The 18,047-nt window shown below is 58.5% G+C and carries 16 protein-coding genes; 11 read left to right on the top strand and 5 right to left on the bottom strand.

The genetic code is table 11. The annotated features are described in order from the left end of the window. Positions 1-25 precede the first annotated feature (25 nt). The gene (locus ACHZCJ_RS03440; protein WP_321323917.1) at positions 26-1,864 is read left to right on the top strand and encodes a M2 family metallopeptidase; all 1,839 of its coding nucleotides are present in this window, start codon (positions 26-28) and stop codon (positions 1,862-1,864) included. 59 nt (positions 1,865-1,923) lie between these two features. Here the strand turns inward: ACHZCJ_RS03440 and ACHZCJ_RS03435 are convergent, their stop codons facing one another. Beyond that, on the bottom strand, positions 1,924-2,400 hold the full coding sequence (locus ACHZCJ_RS03435; RefSeq protein ID WP_159642413.1) for a peroxiredoxin: 477 nt from the start codon (positions 2,398-2,400) through the stop codon (positions 1,924-1,926). 143 nt (positions 2,401-2,543) lie between these two features. Between ACHZCJ_RS03435 and ACHZCJ_RS03430 the strand changes: the two genes are divergently transcribed. Then, complete coding sequence (locus ACHZCJ_RS03430) at positions 2,544-3,116, top strand: YqgE/AlgH family protein (RefSeq protein ID WP_236553827.1); 573 nt, start codon at positions 2,544-2,546, stop codon at positions 3,114-3,116. A 157-nt stretch (positions 3,117-3,273) separates the two neighbouring features. Further along, on the top strand, positions 3,274-4,674 hold the full coding sequence (gene ahcY / locus ACHZCJ_RS03425) for an adenosylhomocysteinase (RefSeq protein ID WP_321323914.1): 1,401 nt from the start codon (positions 3,274-3,276) through the stop codon (positions 4,672-4,674). A 76-nt stretch (positions 4,675-4,750) separates the two neighbouring features. On the opposite strand, the gene ACHZCJ_RS03420 is transcribed toward ahcY, so the two are convergent. Further along, positions 4,751-6,493, bottom strand: coding sequence for a transglycosylase SLT domain-containing protein (locus tag ACHZCJ_RS03420; RefSeq protein WP_321323912.1), 1,743 nt, complete (start codon positions 6,491-6,493; stop codon positions 4,751-4,753). Next, a complete protein-coding gene (locus ACHZCJ_RS03415) occupies positions 6,490-7,266 on the bottom strand; it encodes a uracil-DNA glycosylase family protein (RefSeq protein ID WP_159642421.1) in 777 nt (258 codons plus the stop codon). The genes ACHZCJ_RS03420 and ACHZCJ_RS03415 overlap by 4 nt, the downstream gene beginning before the upstream one ends. 128 nt (positions 7,267-7,394) lie before the next feature. Between ACHZCJ_RS03415 and ACHZCJ_RS03410 the strand changes: the two genes are divergently transcribed. From ACHZCJ_RS03410 to ACHZCJ_RS03375, 8 genes are read left to right on the top strand one after another with little or no spacing between them, the layout of a single operon-like run. Then, complete coding sequence (locus ACHZCJ_RS03410; protein ID WP_321323908.1) at positions 7,395-9,050, top strand: electron transfer flavoprotein-ubiquinone oxidoreductase; 1,656 nt, start codon at positions 7,395-7,397, stop codon at positions 9,048-9,050. Next, positions 9,019-10,707, top strand: a complete 1,689-nt coding sequence (locus ACHZCJ_RS03405) for a tetratricopeptide repeat protein (RefSeq protein ID WP_321323907.1) — start codon at positions 9,019-9,021, stop codon at positions 10,705-10,707. Before ACHZCJ_RS03410 ends, ACHZCJ_RS03405 begins: the two co-directional genes overlap by 32 nt. Continuing rightward, positions 10,707-11,561, top strand: a complete 855-nt coding sequence (locus tag ACHZCJ_RS03400) for a 4-(cytidine 5'-diphospho)-2-C-methyl-D-erythritol kinase (RefSeq protein ID WP_321323905.1) — start codon at positions 10,707-10,709, stop codon at positions 11,559-11,561. The genes ACHZCJ_RS03405 and ACHZCJ_RS03400 overlap by 1 nt, the downstream gene beginning before the upstream one ends. Then, the gene (locus ACHZCJ_RS03395) at positions 11,534-12,286 is read left to right on the top strand and encodes an N-formylglutamate amidohydrolase (RefSeq protein WP_321323902.1); all 753 of its coding nucleotides are present in this window, start codon (positions 11,534-11,536) and stop codon (positions 12,284-12,286) included. The genes ACHZCJ_RS03400 and ACHZCJ_RS03395 overlap by 28 nt, the downstream gene beginning before the upstream one ends. A gap of 52 nt (positions 12,287-12,338) precedes the next feature. After that, entirely contained in the window at positions 12,339-14,060 is a 1,722-nt protein-coding gene (gene ilvD, locus ACHZCJ_RS03390) for a dihydroxy-acid dehydratase (RefSeq protein WP_321323900.1), read from the top strand. 55 nt (positions 14,061-14,115) lie between these two features. Then, positions 14,116-14,484, top strand: coding sequence for a hypothetical protein (locus ACHZCJ_RS03385; protein ID WP_159642431.1), 369 nt, complete (start codon positions 14,116-14,118; stop codon positions 14,482-14,484). A gap of 8 nt (positions 14,485-14,492) precedes the next feature. Continuing rightward, entirely contained in the window at positions 14,493-15,896 is a 1,404-nt protein-coding gene (locus ACHZCJ_RS03380) for an NAD(P)H-hydrate dehydratase (protein WP_321323898.1), read from the top strand. Then, the gene (locus ACHZCJ_RS03375; RefSeq protein WP_321323896.1) at positions 15,893-17,101 is read left to right on the top strand and encodes a class I SAM-dependent RNA methyltransferase; all 1,209 of its coding nucleotides are present in this window, start codon (positions 15,893-15,895) and stop codon (positions 17,099-17,101) included. The genes ACHZCJ_RS03380 and ACHZCJ_RS03375 overlap by 4 nt, the downstream gene beginning before the upstream one ends. Before the next feature lie 41 nt (positions 17,102-17,142). Here the strand turns inward: ACHZCJ_RS03375 and ACHZCJ_RS03370 are convergent, their stop codons facing one another. Next, entirely contained in the window at positions 17,143-17,574 is a 432-nt protein-coding gene (locus ACHZCJ_RS03370; protein WP_159642437.1) for an MAPEG family protein, read from the bottom strand. A 29-nt stretch (positions 17,575-17,603) separates the two neighbouring features. Beyond that, on the bottom strand, positions 17,604-18,035 hold the full coding sequence (locus ACHZCJ_RS03365; protein ID WP_321323892.1) for an MAPEG family protein: 432 nt from the start codon (positions 18,033-18,035) through the stop codon (positions 17,604-17,606). Positions 18,036-18,047: the final 12 nt, after the last annotated feature.

Below are 18,047 nucleotides of genomic sequence, written 5' to 3'. Positions count from 1 at the left end.
AGTCAAAACAGTTGAGGATCCACATATGAAAACCGCCGCTTCGATCGTCGCAATCGCCACCATGGCGCTGGCAACACCGGCTCTGGCCAAGCATCATGAAAAAGATGCGATGGAGGAAACGGCTGCACCGACAGCCGCCGATGCCGAGCAATTTATCGCCGAGACCGAACAGCAACTGTTCGATTTCTCGGTCGATGCTGCGCGGATTTACTGGATTAACGCGAATTTCATCACAGATGATACCGATGCTCTTGCGGCCAAAGTCGGCGCTGAGGGGACGACCATGTCGGTGGAGGCGGCGATCGAGGCCGCCAGGTTCAACGATGTCGCCGGTCTCGATGCCGTCACCCGCCGCAAGCTGGACAAGTTACGCGGCGGCATTGTGCTTCCCGCTCCGACCACGGATGGCGCCGCTACCGAACTGAACGAAATCGCCACCAAATTGAACTCGGCCTATGGCAAGGGCAAGGGCACGTTGAATGGCGAAGAAATCAACGGATCCGATATTGAAGCGGCCATGGGCACCAACCGCAATCCGGAAGAATTGTCTGAAATGTGGGAAAGCTGGCACAGTAACGTCGGCGCGCCGATGAAAGACGATTATGCCCGCATGGTCGAAATCGCCAATCAAGGGGCGCAGGAGCTCGGTTTCGCCGATGTCGGCGCAATGTGGCGGTCCGGCTATGACATGCCGGCCGACGACTTCGCCAAGCTGACCGACAAGCTGTGGGCGCAGGTCAAACCGCTATACGACCAGCTGCATTGCTACACGCGCGACAAGCTCAATGAAAAATATGGTGACGAGGTGCAGCCTGCTACCGGACCGATCCGCGCCGATCTGCTCGGCAATATGTGGGCGCAGGAATGGGGCAATATTTATGATATCGTCGCACCGGAAGGAGCCGGCGATATTGGTTATGACACAACCGAATTGCTGGTCGCCAATGACTATGACGCGATGAAGATGGTCAAGGCTGGCGAAGGTTTCTTCTCCTCGCTCGGTTTTGAACCGCTGCCGGAAACATTCTACGAACGTTCCCTGTTTACGAAGCCAGCCGACCGCGAAGTGGTCTGCCACGCCAGCGCCTGGGATATCGACAACAAGGACGATATCCGGATCAAGATGTGCATCAAGGTGAATGGCGACGATTTCGTCACCATTCACCACGAACTCGGCCATAATTATTACCAGCGCGCTTATAACGAGCAAAGCTATCTGCACCTCGACGGCGCCAATGATGGTTTCCACGAAGCCATTGGCGATATGGTCGCGCTGTCGATCACGCCGGAATATCTGGTGCAGGTCGGCCTGCTTGACGCCGAAAAGGTCCCGAGCGCGGACAAGGACATCGGTCTGTTGCTGCGCCAGGCGATGGACAAGGTTGCCTTCCTGCCATTCGGCCTGCTGGTCGACAAATGGCGCTGGCAGGTTTTCTCGGGCGAGATCCAGCCGGACAATTACACCCAAGCCTGGCATGATCTGAAACTTGACTATCAGGGCATCACGCCGCCGGTCGATCGTCCCGCCGATGCGTTCGATCCCGGTGCCAAATATCATATCCCTGGCAACACGCCTTATTCGCGCTATTTCCTTGCCCGGATCCTGCAGTTCCAGTTCTACAAGGCTGCCTGTGACGAAGCCGGATGGACCGGCCCGCTGCACCGCTGTTCCTTCTATGGCAACGAACAGGTCGGCGCGAAGCTGAATGCGATGCTGGAATTGGGGGCGTCCAAGCCTTGGCCCGACGCTCTGGAAGCTTTTACCGGAACGCGGGAAATGGATGGATCGGCGATGATCAGCTATTTCGCACCGCTGATGGACTGGCTGAAGGAAGAAAATAAAAGCAAAAGCTGCGGATGGTAGACAATAAAAGGCCGGCGAAAACATCTGTTTCCGCCGGCCGCCTTTCGGATTTTTGAACCTTAGAGCTGATCGAGCATATATTCGGCGGCGCTAACTTTGAAATCGCCCGGTGCTTCGACGTTCAGTTCCTCGACCACGCCGTCATTGACGATCATCGAGAAACGCTGGCCGCGCTGGCCAAGACCAAAGCCGGAACCGTCCATGGTCAGGCCAACCGCCTCGGCAAAATCGCCATTGCCGTCTGCCAGCATGGTGACGTCTTCCGAACCGGCGGCTTCATTCCATGCGCCCATGACGAAGGCATCATTGACGGCGGTGCAGGCAATCTCGTCGACGCCTTTGGCTTTCAGATCGGCCGCCTTCTCGACATAGCCGGGAAGATGTTTGGCGGAACAGGTTGGCGTGAACGCGCCGGGGACTGAAAATAGCGCCACTTTCTTGCCTGCGAAATATTCACTGGAATTGATCTGCTGCGGGCCTTCGGCGGTCGCCTTGACCAATTTCACGTCGGGAATCTTGTCGCCTTTGTTAATCATATGTTGCTCCTGGTTTTGATCGGGCTGGGAATGCATGCCTCTATTGGTGATAGTGGTGACAGAGGCAGGAAAATGCAAGCTGGCAAAACAACAGGAAACGAGAGCTGTGACTTTTGCCATGGGAAGTTCATAATTGCGACGCTATGCTGACCAGTATGAATGATCCTCTGTTTTTCTCCGGCCAGTTCCTCCTGGCGACACCCGGAATGGCCGATCCCCGCTTCTCGCGATCGGTCGTGGCAATCTGTTCGCACGATGAAAATGGCGCGCTGGGCATCAATATCGGCGAGACGGTGGAGGGTATCCGGTTTCACGATATCCTCCGGCAGTTTGATATCGACACGACCGAAGCGCCCGATTGCGATGTTTATCTGGGTGGACCAATGGAAACCCAGCGCGGTTTCATCCTGCACAGCCTGGATATCAACATGTCGGACACGCTGCAGGTCGGCGACAGCTGGGGACTGAGCAGCTCTGTCGACATGCTGAAAGCGATTTCGCAGGGGCGCGGTCCGCAACAGTGGAGCATCGCGCTCGGTTATTCCGGCTGGGGAGAGGGGCAGCTGGAAAGCGAACTGACCCAGAATGGCTGGACGATCGCCAAGGGATCGCCCGACTGGCTGTACGAACATAGGTCCGGCGACAAATGGCTGATGGCATGGGACGCTTTGGGCATCGATCCGACCAAACTGTCGACCGGATTTGGCAGTGCCTGACGCATTGTTTGTTACGGTCCGTGCAGTGTCAGACTCACAATATATCAAATATAAAGACATCTTTATATTTGCTTCCGAGGCGGCGAGCCTCTATTGAACGGCCATGTTGTCGCACCGGAACGCCTGTGCGGCATTTCGTTTTTCAAGGAGACATGACGTGGCCACCGCAACCCAGGATTATATCATCAAGGATATTTCCCTCGCCGATTTCGGCCGGAAAGAGATTGAAATAGCCGAAACCGAAATGCCGGGCCTGATGGCGCTGCGCGAAGAATTCGGAGCGGAAAAGCCCCTGAAGGGCGCCCGCATCACCGGTTCGCTGCACATGACCATCCAGACCGCCGTGCTGATCGAAACCTTGCTGGAACTGGGCGCGGAAGTGCGCTGGGCATCCTGCAACATCTTCTCGACCCAGGATCATGCCGCAGCTGCGATCGCAGCCGGTGGCACCCCGGTTTTCGCTATCAAGGGCGAAACGCTGGAAGAATATTGGGCCTATGTCGAGCGCATCTTCGACTGGGGCACTGACCAGACCTGCAACCTGATCCTCGATGATGGCGGCGATGCTACCATGTTCGCGCTTTGGGGCGCGCGGGTGGAAGCCGGAGAAGAATTGTTCAAGCCGGAAAATGAAGAAGAGGAAGTCTTTGTTGCTACCCTGACCCGCTTTCTTGCTGAACGTCCCGGCTATCTGACCCGCACGGTTGAAGCGATCAAAGGCGTTTCGGAAGAAACCACCACCGGTGTTCACCGTCTCTATGAACTCGCCAAGATCGGCAAGCTGCCTTTCCCGGCAATCAACGTCAACGACAGTGTCACCAAGTCCAAGTTCGACAATCTCTATGGTTGCAAAGAGTCGCTGGTCGACGCAATCCGCCGCGCCACCGACGTCATGCTGGCCGGCAAGGTTGCTGTTGTCGCCGGTTTCGGTGATGTCGGCAAAGGCTCTGCCCAGTCGCTGCGCAACGGCGGCGCTCGCGTCCTCGTGACCGAAATCGATCCGATCTGCGCGCTGCAGGCGGCCATGGAAGGCTTTGAAGTCGTCACCATGGAAGAAGGCACCAAACGGGGCGATATTTTTGTTACCACGACCGGCAACAAGGATGTCATCACTGTCGATCACATGCGCGCCATGAAGGATCGTGCGATCGTCTGTAATATCGGCCATTTCGACAGCGAGATCCAGATTGGTGCGCTGAAGAACATGAAGTGGACCGAAATCAAGCCGCAGGTCGACGAGGTCGAATTTGCGGACGGCAAGAAGCTGATCGTTCTCGCTCAGGGCCGTCTGGTGAACCTGGGCTGCGCGACCGGCCACCCGAGCTTCGTGATGTCAGCCAGCTTCACCAACCAGGTGCTGGCTCAGATGGAATTGTGGCTGCGTCCGGAACAATATGAAAATGACGTCTATGTTCTGCCCAAGCATCTCGACGAGAAGGTCGCCGAACTGCATCTCGCGAAACTGGGCGTGAAACTGGACAAGCTGAGCCAGGAACAGGCTGACTATATCGGTGTTCCGGTCGAAGGCCCGTTCAAGCCGGACCATTATCGCTACTAGGCGACAGGATATTCCGAACAAAAAAGCCGGGCGCTGCGCAATGCATGGCCCGGCTTTTTAATGTCTGGAAATATTCTTAGCGGGAAGTGAACTGGGTCCTGTGCCGGTCCGGATTGCCGGGAAACTGCGGCCATTGATTTTGTGAAAGCGCGCGGGCGCTGACCGATTGGAGACCGGCCTGTTTCTCGTACATCCAGTAGTTGCGCAATATAATCGAGACATAGCCACGAGTCTCGACATAGGGAATGCTTTCCATGAACAGCAGCGGATCGTCATTATCACGAACTTCGCTGTTCCAGCGCTGCACCGCGCCTGGCCCGGCGTTATAAGCCGCGGCAATTTTGGGCAGCTTGCCGCCGGTGATCGATGATTTGCCAAGATATTCGAGATAGGACTGGCCATATTCGAGATTGGTCGAGGGGCGGTATAGATCGGATTCGCTGAAATTGAGGCCATTGGCCCGGGCGATATCGCCGGCGGTTCCGGGACGGACCTGCATCAGGCCGATGGCGTTCGCTGGGCTGACCACTTTGCTGCGGAATGCGGATTCCTGCAATGTATGGGCATAGACCAATGCCGGATCGACGCGCCAGCCACCGTCCGGCTTCCATTTCGGCGCCGGGAAGCGGGCCTGGACATCGGGTTTCACCCCGCGCGGCGCATTATGGGCGAGCCAGAGCTGGGTCCGTGGCAAATCAAGTTCGCGGGCCAGTTTGATCAGGGCAGGGTGGTCGCCGCTGTCGCCGATCGTCGCCTGATGCCGCAGCACCTCATCGGCCAGCTGTTCCTCACCAATTTCCACCAGAGCGATGGCAGCGCGGACATTTTCGTGCCGTTCCAGCGCGCGCCAGTCCGCTTTCTCGAACGACTCGCTTTGGCCGGACCGGTCCGGTTCCATGCCGAGTGTCTGCGCCGCAAGCATACCGTAAAAGCTGTCATCGAAACGCGCCGCGGCCTGCAGCTTGCCCTGCACCCGCTCAGGCAGGCCGCATTTTAGATCGGATCGGGCGCTCCAGTAGAGACCGGCAGCCTGCAGGTCGACATTGGCGGCAGACCGGGAGACCTGTTCAAATGCGTTGCCGGCTGTGCGGCAGTCGTTCAGCCGCCATGATGCCAGCCCGGCCACCCAGTTGGCATGGCCAACCCATTCACCCGAGCCATTTTGTGCCTGCCGGGCGAGCCGCAATGCGGAGCTGTCGTCATTTTCGATATAATAGGACCAGGCAACCCGCTGCTCCAGTTCCGTGCGTGCTTCGGAGGACATCTGGCTGGCATTGGCGTTCAGCAGTGCTTCCGCGCCATGTGGATTGTCATTCTTGATAAAGTCTATAATCTGGCCGCGCACGCTATTGGCTGCGCTGTCGGAGCTGATATCTTTCGGTTTCGACCGGATCGGAGAACCGGGAATCCATGACAGGTTGCGGCGCTGGGGCAGGTCGGGCAGCAGTTGCGCGCCGCGTTTCTGGGCCAGGCGGCCCAATTGCGCGGCTTGCGGTATTTGCGGCGCTTCATTGACCAGAGTCAGCAACGGCCCAAGTTCTGCCCGGGGACTATCGGCAGCCAGGAAATATTCGGCTTGCGCAATCGGTTTCAGCGGGCCGGTCGGCGCCGTGTCGAGCAGGTTTTTCGCCACGTCCCAGTGATTGCTGCTCATCGCTGAAAACAGGGCGCGATAATGGTCCGATTGTTTCTGCTTGAGCTGTGAGGGAACATATTTCGCAACCGAAGCGCTGTTGTAGAGAACGGCACCATCGTCTGCGAGCGCGGGTGCAGCGGTGAGGGTCAGGAGCGATACGGTCAGTGCAAATTTCAGTTTCACGAGGCAGAAATCCTTGTCAGCATTTGCAAATCCTTCCACGCTTCGGCCTTGAACAATGGCCGTTCGATCAGGATCCGCGGGTGAAATGTCACGATCGCTTCTGTTTGTGAGGAACTATGGTTAATAAATTGCTTATTCTTGCGCGCGGTCAGCAGGTCCTGCCCGAATATGATCTTGGCCGCCAGGTCGCCGAAGCAGATGATACGGTGCGGACGGACCAGCCCGATATGGTGCAAAAGCCGGTTTTTCAGCACTGGCCAATGCTGTTCGTCTATCCGGCCATCATAGGAGAGGGAAAGAGCGATATTTGCTAGATAGGATTGGCCCGAATCACATCCGATGGCCGTCAGCATTTTTTCCAGCAGTTTTCGGTTGTCCGGGTTGAAGAGATGGACGTCGCCATTGCGGTTTTTTTCCGGCAGCGCCGAAATCACCATGATTTCCGGTTCCAGGTCCCCTTGCGGCATTACCCTTTGCTTCGACCAGCCCGACTCAACCAGCTTCCTGTCATTGGCCAGCCAATCAAGAAATTCGGGATAGGTGGCCGGCAATGGCTCGGCCTGTACCGGAGTTCTGGCCTCTTCCGGCACGCGTTCCGTAACGGTTGCTGTTTGCGGCAGATCCTGCACCGGAGCGATGGTTGCGGGGGCCAGCAGCGCCGCCGGCCGGTCGGCATAATCCAGATCGACGCCAGCCAGCGACCACCAGTCTTGCAGGCTGGCGATCATCGACTCGGGTGAAGGATTAGGCGTTGGTGCGGAGATTAAATTCATTTATGCATAGAGTCATGAGTTGACGAATAGGTCAATTGGCGGGAAAGCAGGTTTCTGCCCAGCGGGTTTCGGTTTACGACAGACCGATTATAGAAGAGAATAAAAGCAAGAATTGTAGGAAAAGCGACATGAGTGAACGAGAGTCAATGCCTTATGATCTGGTGATAGTCGGGGGTGGTCCCGCCGGTCTCAGTGCAGCCATAAGGTTCAAACAGATGGCCGACGAGGCAGGCAAGGACCTGTCGGTCTGCGTGTTGGAAAAAGGCTCCGAAATCGGCGCGCATATCCTGTCCGGCGCGGTGATTGACCCCAAGGGCCTGGATGAACTCTTCCCGTCATGGCGCGACGAAGATTGTCCGCTCGCGCAGACTCCGGTGACCGAAAACCATCACTGGATATTGACCAAGAAGAAAAAAATTTCGCTGCCCCATTTCATGACCCCGTCTTTCATGCACAACAAGGGCACCTATACCGGTTCGCTCGGCAATCTGTGTCGCTGGCTGGGCGAACGGGCCGAAAATATGGGCGTCGAAATCTTCCCGGGCTTCGCGGCCGCCGAAATCCTGTATAATGAGGATGGATCGGTAAAAGGCGTTGCCACCGGCGATATGGGCGTGGCACGGGATGGCAGCCACAAGCCGGATTATGAACCCGGTCTCGAACTGCACGCCAAATATACATTCTTTGCCGAAGGCGCGCGCGGCCATCTGACCAAGATTCTGAAAAACCAGTTTTCGCTGGATGCCGAAAGCGAGCCGCAAATCTATGGTCTCGGGATCAAGGAATTGTGGGATATCGATCCGGCCAAGCACAAGCCGGGCCGTGTGATCCACTCGCAGGGCTGGCCGCTCAGCGAAGGCGCCAATGGCGGCGGCTTCCTCTATCATCAGGCGGACAATCAGGTCGCGCTCGGCTTTGTCACCTGGCTGAATTACGAAAACCCCTATCTGTCGCCGTTCGAGGAAATGCAGCGCTGGAAGCAGCATCCGGAAATCCGCCAGATCCTGGAAGGCGGCAAACGCGTTTCCTATGGCGCGCGAGCAATCAACGATGGCGGCTTCCAAGCCGTTCCCAAGCTCTATTTTCCGGGCGGCGCGCTGATCGGCTGTTCCGCCGGCTTCGTCAATGTTCCGCGAATCAAGGGTACGCACACCGCCATGAAGACCGGAATGATGGCCGCAGAAGCTGCTTATGAAGCGATTGTGGCAGACCGCAGCAGCGACGAACTGACCGCTTATGGCGCGGCTTACGAAAATAGCTGGGTCCGGGAAGAATTGCGCGTGGTGCGCAACGTGTTGCCGGCGGTCGAGAAATATGGCGATTTCCTCGGCACGATCATTTCCGGGATCAACATGTGGGCCGAGCATCTGAAGATCAAAATGCCGTTCACGATGAAATTGCACCCTGACTGGTCGCGATTGAAGCGGGCGGAACATTGCAATCCGATCGAATATCCGAAGCCCGACGGGGTGATCAGTTTCGATCGCCTGTCGTCGGTATTCCTGTCGAACACCAACCATGAAGAAGACCAGCCGGTCCATCTGCAGCTGAAAGATCCCGATATACCGGTTAATGTCAATCTGCCGGTCTTTGCCGGCCCTTCGGCGCGCTATTGCCCGGCAGGCGTCTACGAATTTGTCGAGGACGAGGCCGGCAAGCCGAAATTCCAGATCAACGCGCAAAATTGCGTGCACTGCAAGACCTGTGATATCAAGGACCCGGCCCAGAATATCAACTGGGTGGTTCCGGAAGGTGGCGGAGGTCCAAATTATCCGAATATGTAGTCTCGGCCTATGGGCGCTGCTCGCCACCAGTCAGATTGCTGCACCGGCGCTAGCCAGTCGCGGCGACAGCAACACGGGCCTCAATCGCTTTGTTGAAGCCAGACTGGCCGAGTCCGCCGATCAGAATCAGCTTGCGGCCGCCATCTACGCGGACGGTCTGAAGGAACAGCCGGACAACGAGTTGTTCGCTGGCAAAGCCTATGTTAGCGCCGTGGAAACGGGAGATTTCGATCTGGCCGTAAAAGCGGTCCGGGTCATGCAGTTGCGCGGTACGGTGGAGCCGGAAATGCCACTGCTGCTCTATGCTTCGGCCTTTGCGCAGCGGGACTGGAATGGCGCCGATCTGGCGACTGTCGAGGCGGAATCACTCGGGAATTTTGCCTTTCTTGAACCGTTTCTGGCGGCTTGGCTGGAAACCGCAAGAGGGCGTGACGGGACCGCGATGCTTTCGCGAGCCAGAAGCAATGCGACCGCCCGCTATTATCTCGAAGAGCAGCTGATCCTGAACAGCCTCGCCCGCCGACAGGAAGATGCCGCGCTCTCCTTGATCGCCGCTCTGGTCGAGCGCAACGAAGCGCGGATGGCGCCGGTACGAATAATGGCGGCCCGACATTTCTGGGCGCGAAACAAACCGGAAGCGGCAAAGGAAATTCTGAAGCTACGGTCTACCGCGGCCGAGCAGAGATTATATCATCAGATCGAAACCGGGCTGAAAAAAGGCGTGGCCCGAAAAGTAACGGCAACCACCGGTCTGGCCTTTCTTTTCCAGCGGCTCTCGAGCGATCTGGCTGCGCAGCAGGCCAATTTTCTCTCGCAACTGCTCGCGCTGTCCGGCGCGCAGGTTGCCGGCAGGTCCGACTATGCCTGGCTGATACTGGGCCGTGCCTATGCACTGGCCGAGAAGCACGATCTGGCGGCGGCGGAATACGCGCGGATTGGCAGCGACAGTCCCTATTTTCTCGTCGGACTGAGTTCGCAGATCGCCAGCTTGGTTGCCAACGATAATTATGACGGAGCCAAGGCTCGGCTCGTGTCTGTTCTGGAATCGGATCCGGAGGCTCCCGAACTCCATATGCTGCGCGGCCAGGTATTGCAGGCACAGGGTGACCATGCGGCGGCGGCGGATGCTTTTACCTCGGCCGTCCGGCTGGCGGAGCAGCAGAACCGCTCCGATCTGGTTCTCGCCAATTACTGGCTGGCACTGGGCGGCGCGCAGGAACAGGCCGGAATCTGGCCGGAAGGGCTGGAATCGCTGCGCAGGGCAAATGAGCTGCTGCCCAATTCCCCGACAATCCTCAATTATCTCGGCTATGCCCAACTCGAACGGCGGGAGAACGAGGAGGAAGCGGTCGCTGCGATCAAGCAGGCGCACGAATTGCGATCGAATTCGCCCGCGATCACCGATTCCCTCGGCTGGGCCTATTTCATTACCGGCGACCACAAACGGGCCGTTACCTATCTGGAAAGCGCTCTGGAAGGCCAGCCACAGGACCCGACGATCAATGAGCATCTCGGAGATGCCTATTGGACCGTCGGTCGGCTTTACGAGGCGCGCTATGCCTGGAAATCTGCAAAATTGTTCGCAGAAGACGAGGATGCACAGCGGCTTGCCAGCAAAATAGATATCGGTCTCCAGCCCGACCTCGTATCGCCCTGATGTCCGGTTCAGAACGGGATGGGCCGGATCGGGAAACGGCCTATGCAAAAATCAATCTGGCGCTGCATGTCCGCAGGCGGCTGCCCGACGGCTATCACGAACTGGAGACGATATTTGCCTTTCTCGATCAGGGAGACAGGATTTCGGTGCGTCCGGGCGAGGGTATCAGTTTGCAGATCGATGGTCCTTTTGCGGACGGTTTGAGCGCGACCGACAATCTGGTTATACAGGCGGCAGACCGGCTCGCGCAGCACGCAGATATGAAGCGCGGGGCCCGTCTGCATCTTGACAAGCAACTGCCGGTCGCGTCCGGAATCGGCGGAGGATCGGCCGATGCCGCAGCGACGCTGCGGTTGCTCAACCGCTTCTGGGGGCTTGGGCTGTCGCCAGAAGAATTGGCGGTTGTGGCGCGGCCGCTCGGCGCCGATGTCCCGGCCTGCGTCGCCAGCAAAACCTGCCGCGGCACGGGTATCGGCCAGGATCTGGAGCCGATTGTCGATGATGATCTGCGCGGTACCGACGCGCTGCTGGTCAATCCTCTGGTCCCGGTGTCTACAGCGGACATATTTGCGGCCTGGGACGGTGTGGATCGCGGCGCCCTTTCGGGTGGACCGCTGATCGCCTCGGCCCGCAAAGGCAGAAATGACCTGCAGGACCCGGCCGTGGCGCTGGTATCGGAGTTGACGGCAGTCCTCCAGGCGCTGGAAAATTGCCGGCCGGTGCTAGCCCGTATGTCGGGATCGGGTGCAACATGTTTTGCCTTGTTTGATTCAACCGCCGAAGCCAGAAAAGCAGAGAGCCACTGCCGCAAGACGATGGACCGAATATGGACGATGATTGGGAAAATCCGGTGACCGAAGCATTCGAAATTTCTGGCGTGCCCTCCGAAGGCGGCGTTCTGCTGCTGGTTGATCATGCCTCCTGCCACGTCCCCGACGATATCGATCTCGGTATTCCGCCACAATATGCCACGGACCATATCGCCTATGATCCCGGGATCGCACCGATAGCCCGGTTGATGACCGAGCAGGGAGGCTATCTCGCCGTTCTCAGCACGGCTTCCCGGCTTATCGTCGATCTCAACCGCTATCCCGATGAACCAGCCGTCATCGTGGAGCGCAGCGACGGCGTTGAAATCCCGGGCAATCGTCTTTCCGAAGCAGAAAAACGGGCGAGGCTGGATCGCTTCTTCACGCCCTATCATGACCGGGTGGCGACGCTGATCGCCGACCTGAAGCCGGTGCTGGTGGCTTCGCTGCACAGCTTTTCGCCGGTGCTGCGGACCAATCCGCAGCTGAAACGTCCGTGGGACATCGGCATCATGTATAATGATCATCAGACGGCCCCGCGCCTCGCGCTCCAGTATCTCGGCGAGGAGGAGGGCTTGATCGTCGGTGACCAGATGCCGTATTCGGGCAAGGATCTCAACGCGACGATGAACCGGCAGTGTGAAACCGTCGGCCAGCCCTATATCGGGGTCGAAGTCCGTCAGGACCTGATCCGGGAAGAGACCGGACAGCGGCGATTTGCCGATATTTTATTGCGTACGTGCGATAAAATAAGAACGGCTCTTGCTTAACCGGCGGACTTTTGGAAGGACGATCCGGAAATTGCCATATTGGAAAGCCAGAATGACCAACAGATTCGATAAATCCCGTTTGCCCAGCCGTCACGTCAGCGTCGGTCCCGAACGCGCCCCCCAGCGCAGCTATTATTATGCCATGGGAATGACCGAGGAAGATATCGCAAAACCTTTTGTCGGCATCGCTTCCGCGGGGAACGACAGCGCGCCCTGCAACACATTGCTCGACGGTCAGGCCGATATCGCGCGTGAAGGCGTGATCGAGGCCGGCGGTACGCCGCGCCGGTTCAATACGATCACTGTCACCGACGGCATTGCCATGGGCCATCAGGGCATGAAAGCCTCGCTCGTTTCTCGCGAGGTCATCGCCGACAGCGTCGAACTGAGCGTTCGTGGCCACTGCTATGACGCGGTTATCGGCTATGCCGGCTGTGACAAGAGCCTGCCCGGTATGATGATGGCGATGCTGCGGCTCAATGTCCCGTCGATATTTGTCTATGGCGGCTCGATCCTGCCCGGTCGTTTCCACGACCATGATGTGACCGTGGTCGATGTCTTCGAAGCCGTCGGACAGCATAGCGCCGGCAATTGCCCGCTGCAGGAGCTGATCGAACTGGAGAAGGTCGCCTGTCCCGGCCATGGCGCTTGCGGTGGCCAGTTTACCGCCAACACCATGGCCTGCGTCGCCGAAGCGATTGGTCTGTCGCTGCCAAACAGCAATATGGCGCCGGCCCCCTATGAAACCCGCGACGACATGGCGCGCGCCGCCGGCCGCCAGATCATGAACCTGATCGAGCGCAACCTGCGCCCGCGCGATATCTGTACCCGGGATGCGTTCGTCAACGCGGCCCGCGTGGTCGCCGCAACGGGTGGCTCGACCAATGCGGCTCTTCATCTGCCGGCCATGGCCAGCGAGGCGGGTATAGATTTCGACCTGTTCGACGTCGCGGAAATCTTCAAGACCACCCCCTATCTGGCGGACCTCAAGCCGGGCGGCAAATATGTCGCCAAGGACATGCACGATGCCGGCGGTGTCTATATGCTGATGAAGACGATGATGGACAATGGTCTGATCAAGGGCGACTGCATCACCGTTACCGGCAAGACGCTTGGCGAGAATATCGAGGAAATCGTCTGGAATCCGGACCAGAAAGTGATCTACGACGTACAAAATGCGATCACCCCGACCGGCGGCGTCGTCGGTCTGCGCGGTTCGCTGGCGCCAGAAGGCGCGATCGTCAAGGTCGCCGGCATGGCACGCCTGCAGTTCCGCGGTCCGGCCCAGGTCTTCGAGTGCGAGGAAGATGCTTTTGAAGCCGTCGAAGACCGGAAGATCAAGGAAGGCGCTGTCGTCGTTATCCGCAACGAAGGGCCGAAAGGCGGCCCCGGCATGCGGGAAATGTTGGCCACCACCGCCGCGCTCTATGGTCAGGGCATGGGCGAGAAAGTCGCGCTGATCACCGATGGCCGCTTCTCGGGCGCCACTCGCGGTTTCTGCATTGGCCATGTCGGACCGGAGGCGGCCGATGGTGGACCTATCGGCCTGATCGAGGATGGCGACATGATCAATATTGATGCCGAGAAGGGCCTTATCGATCTGGAAGTCGACGAGGCGATATTGGCCGAGCGGAGGAAAAACTTCACGCAACGCGAAAGTGATTATGGTTCGGGGACCTTGTGGCGCTATGCCCAGAATGTGGGACCGGCCTATAAGGGCGCGGTTACCCATCCGGGAGCCAAAGCGGAAAAACATGTCTATGCGGATATCTAGTGCTGTCGCCTTCGCGTTATTGTTGACTGCTTGCGACAGCAGGCCGGACAATGCTGTGCTTGCCGAAGCAGAGCAGCGAGCGGCTGCACAAGCCGGAGAAGACGGAAAAATCAGTTGCGCCATCGATGGTGCAACCGATTTTACCCGCGACTGCCTGATTGAACGGCTGAGCGGTGAAAATGGCGTCACCATGATCATCCGGCACCCCGACGGCGGTTTCCGTCGATTCAATGTGCTGACCGACGGTCATGGCCTGGAAGCCGCGGACGGTTTTGACAGGGCGCGGATCATGATTGTTGAAGATGGCAAGATCCAGGTCAGCGTCGGACCCGACAAATATCTGTTGCCCGCACAGATCAAACCGAACGCTGGTGCAGAAGGGCCCACCGACAGCCAGGAAGAACCGGCGCCAGCCGGAAGCTAGAGGCAGGCATGATCAATCAGGGGAATATATTGACCGCCGCTGAAATGAAGCGTGCGGAACAGAAGCTGATCGACTCCGGCGTTAGCGTTGACGAACTTATGCGCCGCGCAGGGCAAGGCGCCGCGCAGATGATCTGGCGCGTTGCCGCCGATATGCCGACTCTGGTGCTTTGTGGTCCGGGCAATAATGGCGGAGACGGCTATGTGATCGCGCAATGGCTGCGGGATAAAGGCGTTGAAGTCGGCATCGCCGCGGCGGCTGATCCGACAACCGCCGCCGCGCGCCATGCCAAATCGCTTTGGCATGGGGAAACCGTCTTGCTGGAAGATGCACAACCCGCCGCGCAATTTGTCGACTGTCTCTTCGGCACCGGATTGACGCGCGCCATTGGTGATGGCTGGTTCAGCCATTTCAGCCGCCTGTTTGCCGGTGCGAAACGTCGGGTTGCGATCGATTTGCCCAGCGGCGTTGAATCCGATCACGGTCTATTGCTCAATGACCTTCCGGCTTTTGATATGACCGTCACGCTCGGAGCGTATAAACCTTCCCATTATCTGGAGCCGGCGCGGTCGAAAATGGGCGATCTGGTCGGCATCGATATCGGCATATCAGCGGACAGCAATCTGGAAATATTGCCGAAACCGCGGATATCCGGACCGACATCGCTGGATCATAAATATAGCCGCGGTCTGGTTGCCGTGGTCGCCGGCGCAATGCCCGGCGCCGCGCAACTCACTGCGATGGCGGCCCAGAAAGCGGGAGCGGGCTATGTCAAAATCCTTGCGCCCTCCGGCTTTTCATCGCCCCACCCCAGTATCGTGGTCGAAACCGTGCAGGACATGGCGGACCTGCAGCAAAAGCTTTCCGACAAGCGGATCTCCGCAATCATCGTCGGTCCCGGCCTGGGCCGGGATGACCGGGCGAAGGAGCTCCTGACAATAGCACTGGCAGCCGATGCACCGCTGGTGATTGATGCCGACGCGTTGACCGTTGCCGGACCGCAATTCACCGATCTTGTGAAAGGGCGCTCTGCCGAGACGATCGCGACTCCCCATGGCGGAGAATTCGCTGCCCTGACGGGACGAGCGCCCGAGCATAAAATCGACGACAGCCGGCAACTCGCGCAGCAGTCCGGATGCAGCATTTTGCTGAAGGGCTCGGATACGGTGATCGCCGGTCCTGACGGCAAGGCATCGATATCAGCCCAGGACTGCCCGTGGCAGTCCACGGCGGGCACCGGTGACATATTGGCCGGGATCATCGCAAGTCGCTTGGCAACGGGCCTGAGTGCTTATAAGGCAGCCTGCGAAGGCCAGTGGCTGCACAGCCGGGCCGGACAATTGGCGGGCCCGGCATTCACGCCGGAAATGCTTGTCGACCAGATCCCCGCCAGCTTGCAGGAATGTTTATGACCGCGACCGCCGATCCAGACCTGATCATTCGCGTCGCCGCGAAGGGGGACGGCGTGACTGCCGATGGCCGCCATATTGCCTTTTCCGCACCGCTCGACCGGCTGAACGAAGATGGTGGCCTGATCAAGGGACCGCATCATGTCGAACCACCCTGTCAGCATTTCCAGTCCTGCGGCGGTTGCAGCCTGCAACATCTCGATGCCGAGAGCTACGCCCGCTTCCTCACCGAGCGCGTGGCCTATGCGCTGGAAGGACAGGGGGTGGTCGCCGGAAAGCTCCACCCGCCGCAGATTTCGCAACCCAAAAGCCGCATTCGCGCCAGCCTGCGCGCGGCCAAGCTCGGCGACCAGTTCAAGCTGGGGTTCAGCGGTGCGGGCAGCCACAGGATTGTCGATCTAAAGCAATGCGAGATTATGGCGCCCGAGCTGTTCGCGCTACTCGCGCCGCTTCGGAGCTTTCTCAAGAAAGCGGCCCGCCGTAAACATGACATGAATATCGAAATGACCCTGATCGACCAGGGCATTGACCTGCTGATTAGCAATTACGAACCGGAAGGTCTGGAGCAGCGCGAAGCGCTATCGGCCTTTGCCCAGAACAACGGCCTGGCGCGCCTGTCGGTCGATGGCGGCTATGGTCCCGAAACCCAGTGGGAACCGGAGCCGGTGACGGTCACGCTGGGCGGCACTGTGGTCGGTTTTCCGCACAGCAGCTTCCTGCAGCCGACACGGGAAGGTCAGCAGGTGCTGGTCGCTGCCATGCGGGAAACGGTTGGCGATGCGCGTCTGGTTGCGGACCTGTTCGCCGGACTGGGTACGTTCACGCTTGCTCTGGGCCCGGACCAGAAAGTCTATGCCGCCGAGGGCGCGCGCGATGCCATCGGTTCGCTGAAAATGGCGGCCAACCATTCGACTCGACAGATTTTCTGCGAGCATCGCGATCTGTTCCGGCGACCGCTAAGCGTCGAGGAACTGAACCGCTTCAATGCCGTCATTCTCGATCCGCCGCGGGCCGGCGCCCGCGACCAGATATTGCAACTGGCTCAGTCCGATGTCGCGAAAATCTGCTATATCAGCTGCAATCCGGCCAGTTTCGCCCGCGATGCGAAGCAACTGTGCGACGCCGGCTACAAGCTCGACCAGGTCTGGCCGGTGGGCCAGTTTCTCTGGTCGACCCATGTCGAGCTTGTCTCCAGCTTCAGCCGCTAGCTACGCCTGCAAGGGCTGGTCCGCTCCAGCCATCACCTCGTCTAATGGAAGACCGCGATAGCTGCGTGAATTGCGAGCGCGATAATGCACAGGCTCGACAGGGCAAATAATATGAACCGGAAAAGCACGCGGTTGACGGTCACCTGTACCAGACTGTGCAACACGCGCAGGGCAACATAGGCCCAGGCAATGGTCTGGTTCAGTCCATAATCCTGTCCCGAAAGGATTAAAACAACACAAATTGCATAAAAAAGCGTCGGTTCTGTCAGCAAATGGTTATAATTATGCGCTTTCCACTGCACGTCCGGCGGCAGCAATTCGTCGAGATCACCGCCTTTGCCACCGACCAGATTGGCGGTGTCGATCTTGGCCTTGTTCATCGCCGGAATCCGCGTGACATACATCCACAGCCAGATCAGCATGGTCCACAGAATGAGCGCAACCATCGGTTGCAGCAAGGGGCTGTTGTCCATTAAATTTCCTCCCGAATATTGTTATGATGCTAGAAAAGCGTGGCCCACAGGGCGTTGACCGCCATGACCAGCAGGCAGACGGTCGACAATATGAAGAGCAGAAAGCGGACCTTCACCAGATTGACCGTCGCCTGCCAGATGCTGTGGACGATCCGGATGATGACATAGGCCCATGCCAGATAGAGATTCATTCCGTGCCCTGCACCGGCAAGGGCCAGAATGACGACCGTCGCGTAGAACAGAGTCGGTTGTTCCATCAAATGGGTGTAATTATGGGCCTTCCAGTTTACTTTGTCGGGAATGACCCCTTCGAGATCGCTGCCGCGTCCACCCGGTTTTGCGCTGCCTAGATCCGCGCCGGATTTCGCCATCGCGGGGAATCTTGTCGCGGCCACCCAGAACAGCATGATCAGCGACCACAAGACCAGCACGGCCGCTGGAGCCAAAATTGCAATTTCCATGTTTCGTCCTCC

The sequence above is a fragment of the uncultured Parasphingorhabdus sp. genome (genome assembly GCF_963677535.2).
In the GTDB taxonomy this organism is placed as follows: domain Bacteria; phylum Pseudomonadota; class Alphaproteobacteria; order Sphingomonadales; family Sphingomonadaceae; genus Parasphingorhabdus.
The sequence above is the reverse complement of the archived record's forward strand: the minus strand, read 5'-3'. Positions and strand labels throughout refer to the sequence as shown.

Bases quoted from the DNA above. Each gene is read 5' to 3' on its own strand.
- ACHZCJ_RS03440 (WP_321323917.1), top strand. From the start codon at position 26: ATGAAAACCGCCGCTTCGATCGTCGCAATCGCCACCATGGCGCTGGCA.
- ACHZCJ_RS03435 (WP_159642413.1), bottom strand. From the start codon at position 2,400: ATGATTAACAAAGGCGACAAGATTCCCGACGTGAAATTGGTCAAGGCG.
- ACHZCJ_RS03430 (WP_236553827.1), top strand. From the start codon at position 2,544: ATGCTGACCAGTATGAATGATCCTCTGTTTTTCTCCGGCCAGTTCCTC.
- ACHZCJ_RS03415 (WP_159642421.1), bottom strand. From the start codon at position 7,266: ATGAATTTAATCTCCGCACCAACGCCTAATCCTTCACCCGAGTCGATG.
- ACHZCJ_RS03410 (WP_321323908.1), top strand. From the start codon at position 7,395: ATGAGTGAACGAGAGTCAATGCCTTATGATCTGGTGATAGTCGGGGGT.
- ACHZCJ_RS03400 (WP_321323905.1), top strand. From the start codon at position 10,707: ATGTCCGGTTCAGAACGGGATGGGCCGGATCGGGAAACGGCCTATGCA.
- ACHZCJ_RS03395 (WP_321323902.1), top strand. From the start codon at position 11,534: ATGGACGATGATTGGGAAAATCCGGTGACCGAAGCATTCGAAATTTCT.
- ilvD (WP_321323900.1), top strand. From the start codon at position 12,339: ATGACCAACAGATTCGATAAATCCCGTTTGCCCAGCCGTCACGTCAGC.
- ACHZCJ_RS03380 (WP_321323898.1), top strand. From the start codon at position 14,493: ATGATCAATCAGGGGAATATATTGACCGCCGCTGAAATGAAGCGTGCG.
- ACHZCJ_RS03375 (WP_321323896.1), top strand. From the start codon at position 15,893: ATGACCGCGACCGCCGATCCAGACCTGATCATTCGCGTCGCCGCGAAG.
- ACHZCJ_RS03370 (WP_159642437.1), bottom strand. From the start codon at position 17,574: ATGGACAACAGCCCCTTGCTGCAACCGATGGTTGCGCTCATTCTGTGG.
- ACHZCJ_RS03365 (WP_321323892.1), bottom strand. From the start codon at position 18,035: ATGGAAATTGCAATTTTGGCTCCAGCGGCCGTGCTGGTCTTGTGGTCG.